Below are 6488 nucleotides of genomic sequence, written 5' to 3' on the forward strand. Positions count from 1 at the left end.
CTCCAGGAGGCTCTCGCCCCGATGTTCGAAAATCAGCCGATCATCGTCGCGCAGCGAGCCAATCACATGGCTGTGATGGCCCAGGCCGGCGTCATGCAGCGCCTCCTGTACCGTCGCCAGCTCGCTATCGCGCACCTGGATGACCGCCCCCAGCTCCTCGCTGAACAGGCTGCCCACCGGATCGTCTCCCAGTTCGTCGAGCCGGATCTGCATGCCGGTACGTCCGGCAAACGCCATCTCGCAAAGCGTCGCAAACAGCCCGCCATCGGCCCGATCATGATAGGCCAGCAACCGCCCTTGCTCATTAAGCTGTTGAATTACATTAAAAAAGTGTTTCAACGCCAGTGGATCGTCGAGATCGGCCGGATGGTGACCGAGCTGTTTATAAACCTGCGCAAGACAGGAGCCCCCCAGACGGTTGGCCCCCTTGCCCAGGTCGATCAGCAGCAGCCGACTCGGGCCCCGGTCGGTACGCAACTGCGGGGTCAGGGTACGACTCACATCACTGACCGGCGCGAAGGCCGAAACAATCAAAGACAGCGGTGCCGTGACCGAACGGGTCTCGTCCTGCTCCTGCCAGACAGTGCGCATCGACATGGAGTCCTTGCCCACCGGGATAGTGATGCCCAGTGCCGGACACAGCTCCATACCCACGGCCTGGACGGCCTCGTACAGGCCGGCATCCTCACCCGGATGGCCGGCGGCGGCCATCCAGTTGGCCGACAGCACGACCCGTGACAGGTCCGGCACCGGCGCGGCTGCCAGGTTAGTGAGTGCTTCGCCCACTGCCATCCGCGCCGAGGCGGCGTGGTGCAGCAGCGCCACCGGCGTGCGTTCACCCATGGCCATCGCCTCGCCACATACCGAGTCGAAACTGGTCGAGGTCACCGCCACATCGGCCACCGGTACCTGCCAGGGACCTACCATCTGATCCCGCGCCACCAGCCCGGTCACGGTCCGATCACCGATGGTGATCAAAAAGCTCTTGTCGGCGACTGCCGGCAGGGCCAGTACCCGTTCGGCCGCCTCCGCCAGATCCAGATCGGCCGGGTCGAACGCCGGCTTCGTGAAGGGGGCATGATGGACATCGCGCAGCATTTTCGGCGGCTTGCCCAGCAGGACTTCCAGCGGCATATCGATCGGGGTGTTGTCAAAGTGGCCATCGCCCACCAGCAAATGCCGCTCATGACTGGCCTCGCCAACCACGGCCCAGGGGCAGCGTTCCCGCTGGCAGATCCCGGCAAAGCGCTCCAGGTCTTCCGGGCCGATCGCCAGCACATAGCGCTCCTGTGCCTCATTGCACCAGATTTCCATAGGCGACATGCCGGGGTCATCGTTGGGCACGGCACGTAATTCAAAGCGACCGCCGCGTCCACTGTCGTTGACCAGCTCCGGCAAGGCATTGGAGAGGCCACCGGCGCCAACATCGTGAATACTGATAACAGGATTGGCCTCGCCCAGCTGCCAGCAACGGTCGATCACCTCCTGGGCGCGGCGTTCCATCTCCGGATTACCGCGCTGGACCGAGGCAAAATCGAGATCCTCCAGGCTTTCGCCCGTCGCCATGGACGAGGCCGCTCCCCCCCCCAGGCCGATCAGCATGGCCGGACCGCCGAGTACTACAATCTGTGCGCCAGGTGGAATATCGTTCTTGGCAACGTGGTCGTCACGGATATTCCCCAGCCCCCCGGCCAGCATAATCGGCTTGTGATATCCCCGAATTTCCTCGCCCTGCGGCCCGGGCACGCGCTCTTCGTAAGTGCGAAAATAACCGCACAGATTGGGCCGGCCGAATTCGTTATTGAAAGCCGCCGCGCCGATGGGCGCCTCGAGCATGATCTCCAGGGCCGAGACGATTCGCTCCGGTTTGCCGTAATCGGTCTCCCACGGTCGGGGGCAATCAGGCAGGCGCAGGTTGGAGACCGAATACCCGCACAGCCCGGCCTTGGGCCTGGAACCGCGGCCGGTGGCTCCCTCATCGCGAATCTCGCCGCCGACGCCGGTAGCCGAGCCGGGAAACGGCGCGATGGCGGTGGGATGGTTATGGGTCTCGACCTTCATCAGGATGTGGATGTCCTGGGCGTGATAGGCATACTCCCGGGTCACGGCGTCGGGATAAAACCGGCCGCCGGGGTGACCGGCGATCACTGCCGAGTTATCGCTGTAGGCGGAGAGAACCCCGTCGCCATGCTGCTGACAGGTATTGCGAATCATGCTGAACAGGGACTTGTCGCGGGGCTGGCCGTCGATGATCCAGTCGGCGTTGAAAATCTTGTGCCGGCAATGTTCCGAGTTGGCCTGGGCGAACATCATCAACTCTACATCGCTGGGATTGCGCCCCAGGGAGCGGAAGTTCTCTACCAGATAATCAATCTCATCCGCGGCCAGCGCCAGCCCCAGATCGGCGTTGGCCCGCTGCAGGGCGTCGCGCCCGCCACCGAGCACATCGACTTCGGTCAGCGGTGCCGGTTCAGGATGCCGAAACAGCCGTTGCGCTTCGTCGACCTCGCGAAACACCGCCTCGGTCATCCGATCGTGCAGCATCGCGCCCAGACGCCGGGCCTGTTCCGCATTCAGATCATGATCGTCATTGAGTGTCAGGGTGTAGAGAGTGCCCCGCTCGATCCGCTGCACTGACTCCAGCCCGCAGTTATGCGCGATATCGGTAGCCTTGCTTGACCAGGGCGAGATCGTGCCGGGCCGGGGGACAACCAGAAAGTCATGGCCTTGCAGCCTTTGGACAGGCGCATCGGTACAGGCGAGCAGGCTCTCAAGCCGTTGTTGTTGTTCGGCATCCAGTTGCGGCTCGCTTTCGATAAAGTGCAAAAACACTGCCTGCAGTTCCGCTACCTCGGGCACTTCGGCCCGCAGGGCGGCCAGGTATTTTTCCAGACGAAAGGACGACAGGGCCGAGCCACCTCGGAGTTGCAACATGCGCGGAATCCCGGAATTGATTGGCGTTGACGGTGAGTGTCAATAATACACGATCTGTCGACCGGGGAGCGAGCGACACGAAAGTCAGTTGGCATGAGATAGCGGCATACTGAACCCCGGATTGGCTTGTGAACCTGGCAACTCCGGGAGTACCTGAACTCACCCTACTCGGGGTATACTGGCGGTTTTGACGATACACAGGGTCTGCATAGAACTATGGATCAGCCACTCAAGGTTCTGCACGTTTTTCAGGAAATGGATCTCGGCGAGCGCCACCAGTTGCTCAGAACCAAAGCCCTGGGCATTGAGGTCGCGGTCATCTGTAAAACCGGCGCCAGTTTTATGGAAGAGATACAGGCGGCCGGGATTCCGGTTCACCCGCTGGATATGCATCAGCGTCGGGACCCCGGTGCGATTACCCGACTCAGGCAACTGATAGAGACCGAGCAGCCGGATATCGTTCACGTCTATACCAAAACCGCGCTCTCCAACACGATTCGCGCCATTGACGACCTCCCCCCCAAACTGATCGCCTATCGCGGTATCGTGGGTAATCTGCACTGGCTGAACCCTACCTCCCGCAACAGCTTTCTGCATCCGAGGGTTGATCGCATCATTTGTGTTTGCGAGGCGATTCGTCAGGATCTGCTGCATAATCGATTCCTTGGCTGGCACCTGCCCCAGGAGAAGGTCGTGACCGTGCACAAGGGCCACGAGACCGACTGGTGGCCGCGCGAGAACATCCCTGTTGATTTCAGCGAATTTGGCGTCCCGGCCGGGGTACCGGTAATCGGTTCGGTGGCACAAATGCGCAAACGCAAGGGGATCCCGGTCCTGATCGAGGCCTTCGAAAAACTCCGGACCCCGGATGTGCGCCTGCTGCTGGTTGGCAAGGTTAACGACAAACATATTGCCAGACGAATCGCCCGCAGCCCGGCGGCTGATCGAATTCATCTGGCAGGCTGGCGCGCCGACGGGGCTGCCCTGATCGGGGCGCTTGATGTTTTCGTACTCCCCTCCCTGCGCCGCGAGGGGCTGCCCCGCACGGTCATCGAGGCGATGAGCCAGCAAGTGCCGGCGGTGGTCACCGATTCGGGAGGCAGCCCGGAACTGATCGAGGATGGCGTCAGCGGTCGGATTGTTGCCTCGGGGGATGCCGATGCGCTGGCCAGCGCCATTGATGAATTGCTCGGCGATCCCGAACGACGCAGGCAAATGGGCGTTGCCGCCGAAGAGCGCATCCGGACCTGCTTCAACCCGGACATTACCGTGGAAAAAACCCTGGCAGTCTATTCACAGCTGTTAGGACGGGATATCACCGGCGACAGCGCGTGAGTCCGCCGCCGAATGGCCCGGATCAGCACTGAATCGTCGACCCTGCGACTACCATTGAGAGGCGCCGCGTAATTCCTGCATTACTTCGTTGAGATGGCCTTCATTCCCATCGAACAGGCAAACGACGTTGCCAACGCTGCAGACGGTAAAACGCTCGCCGCGCACGACCCAGCCGCCGGGCGGCGTCCAGCCGCGGATACCGGTAAACATGGAAAGCTGATCGGCATTACCCTGTACCAGGCGTTTAAAATCGTGGGCAAAATGGGCCAGGCTGGCGAGCTCTTCCTGGCCTCCCATACCATACCCTTCAATCATTTCACCGTCATCACGAAAGTGGGCCACGGCCATGACGCCATCGAGAATCATGATCTGTTTAATCATATTATCTCCTCAGGCTTCCAGCGCGGCATAGGCCGTTTCATAATCGACTTTGTCATTGGGCATGACGACGCCGGCTTCTTCATTGGCGATAACAGTCCAGTCGAACCCGATTAAAGAGAATCCCCTGACCGGATAGAAACCACCCGAACCGGTAACATTCTCCCAGCCCCGGGCCTGCATGGTGGCAATCGAGGTATTGGCAACGCAGACATGCGCGACAAGGTCCAGGATCGTGTCATTCATTTCACTGTCCGCACTGATGCGTGATTCCTGCAACTCCCCTTTGCTGCTGAAATTGAATGCGGCAACCGCACCGTCGAGGTTGATCAATTTTTCCAGATCGGCCATCGGTAACTCCTTAAAGACTGATTGATTTTATTATTCTGATGCAGTCACTCAGACCAGCATCTCTTCCGGGCTCACCACATGTTCACGCATATATGCCATCACTTCATTCAGTGAACTCGAAGCATTGTCGATGAAGCAGAAGATATTCGCCACGACACAAACCGTAAACTTGTCGCCGCGAACCACCCAACCCCGGGGTGGCACACAACCACAATCGGATTTAAGGTGCTTGAGCATGTCCGTTTCCATGTGCACAGCCATGGTGGTGGCGCGGCACATGATAGAAGCCATGCGTGCGGTTTCATAATCGAGTTGGCCGTCGTAGGTAAATCGATCGCCCCGGTAGGTATACTCGCCTGCTGCGATGACGCCTGGTGTGGCCACCAGATCGGATATGACGCTCATGCAGTCCCCTTTTGTGTTTTATAGTTATATTGCCGCCTGGCAAGTGGCGGCTGTTTGCCATTGATTGATACAAATCAATGACAATCGTTTCTATTAGTAATAACAGACCTGACAGAAAATGCCATATAGAGTTTTTTTATAGGTCCCTATAAAATAAAACAGTTCTCCGGCAGGCTGTCGGACCGCACCGTCTCTCACTGTTCAGGATTTGACCATGATCGCTTCAATCCCTTCTCCTGCGCCACTTTACCGGCGTCTGTTTGCCATGCTCTACGACGGCCTGTTGCTTCTGGCGGTCCTGTTTATCGCCTCGGCCATTCCCCTGATTTTCACCGGTGGCGAAGCCATCGAGGGACACAACCTCCTACTGACCGGTTATTTTCTGCTCATTTGTTTTGGTTTTTTTGGCTGGTTCTGGACCCACGGTGGTCAGACGCTGGGGATGCGAGTCTGGCGCCTGCAGCTGGTTCATGAGCATAGTGGTACGCTGGACTGGCTCGCCGCCCTGTTGCGATTTATGAGTGGACTGCCCGGCTGGCTGGTGTTGTTGCTGGGACTGGCGGTGTACTTCAACCCGCAATTACAGCTGCCGGGACTCCTGCGCTGGCTGCAACACCTGCCCCACGGCAGCATTGCCCTGATCGGCCTGCTCTGGGTGGGATTCGACAACTGGCCCAACGGCTGGCGCGAACGCCTGACTCATACCCGCGTTATCCTTCTGCCGAAGGATAGGGGCTAGGGGCTAGATACCAGGGGTAGTTTTTACATCCCCTCCCCTTCCAGGGGAGGGTTAGGGTGGGGTGGGGTGATAGAAAATCAGTTTCTGCAAATCCTCTAGTACCTAGCTCCTAGCCCCTAGCTCCTAGCCCCTACCCGAAGGGTACCTGAGGGTATTAGCGTAATCGCCGGAACCAGAGCAGCGACGCGCCGATCACCAGCGCGGTCGGCAGAGCGGCCGCCAGCGCCGGCGGGAACTCGTAGACCAGCCCCATCTGCCCGGCCAGGCGGTTACCGATATAGAAAACAATCCCGATCAAAAACCCGATCAGGATCTGCTGACCGATACCGGTATGACGTTGTGCGCC

General features: G+C 59.5%; 7 protein-coding genes. 2 read left to right on the forward strand and 5 right to left on the reverse strand.

Annotated elements, in window-relative coordinates; genetic code table 11:
- Window positions 1–2934 (reverse strand): phosphoribosylformylglycinamidine synthase (purL, locus tag R6U90_RS07875; protein ID WP_410352124.1); only part of this gene is annotated, 2934 nt, incomplete at its 3' end.
- Window positions 2935–3150: 216 nt separating this feature from the next.
- Between purL and R6U90_RS07880 the strand changes: the two genes are divergently transcribed.
- Window positions 3151–4269 (forward strand): glycosyltransferase, encoded by a 1119-nt coding sequence (locus R6U90_RS07880; RefSeq protein ID WP_410352125.1) that lies wholly within the window; start codon window positions 3151–3153, stop codon window positions 4267–4269.
- Between the two features lie 48 nt (window positions 4270–4317).
- Here R6U90_RS07880 and R6U90_RS07885 read toward each other — a convergent pair whose 3' ends face one another.
- From R6U90_RS07885 to R6U90_RS07895, 3 genes are read right to left on the reverse strand one after another with little or no spacing between them, the layout of a single operon-like run.
- Window positions 4318–4650 (reverse strand): DUF2173 family protein, encoded by a 333-nt coding sequence (locus R6U90_RS07885; RefSeq protein WP_410352126.1) that lies wholly within the window; start codon window positions 4648–4650, stop codon window positions 4318–4320.
- A gap of 9 nt (window positions 4651–4659) precedes the next feature.
- Window positions 4660–4998, reverse strand: coding sequence for a DUF2173 family protein (locus R6U90_RS07890; protein WP_410352127.1), 339 nt, complete (start codon window positions 4996–4998; stop codon window positions 4660–4662).
- A gap of 48 nt (window positions 4999–5046) precedes the next feature.
- The gene (locus tag R6U90_RS07895; protein WP_410352128.1) at window positions 5047–5403 is read right to left on the reverse strand and encodes a DUF2173 family protein; all 357 of its coding nucleotides are present in this window, start codon (window positions 5401–5403) and stop codon (window positions 5047–5049) included.
- A gap of 214 nt (window positions 5404–5617) precedes the next feature.
- On the opposite strand from R6U90_RS07895, the gene R6U90_RS07900 reads away from it, so the two are divergent.
- On the forward strand, window positions 5618–6142 hold the full coding sequence (locus R6U90_RS07900) for an RDD family protein (RefSeq protein WP_410352129.1): 525 nt from the start codon (window positions 5618–5620) through the stop codon (window positions 6140–6142).
- 154 nt (window positions 6143–6296) lie between these two features.
- Here R6U90_RS07900 and R6U90_RS07905 read toward each other — a convergent pair.
- Window positions 6297–6488, reverse strand: a 192-nt coding sequence (locus R6U90_RS07905; protein ID WP_410352130.1) for an LptF/LptG family permease, incomplete at its 5' end; no start/stop codon positions are given.

Source organism: Thiohalophilus sp. (genome assembly GCF_046483665.1).
Lineage (GTDB): Bacteria > Pseudomonadota > Gammaproteobacteria > UBA6429 > Thiohalophilaceae > Thiohalophilus.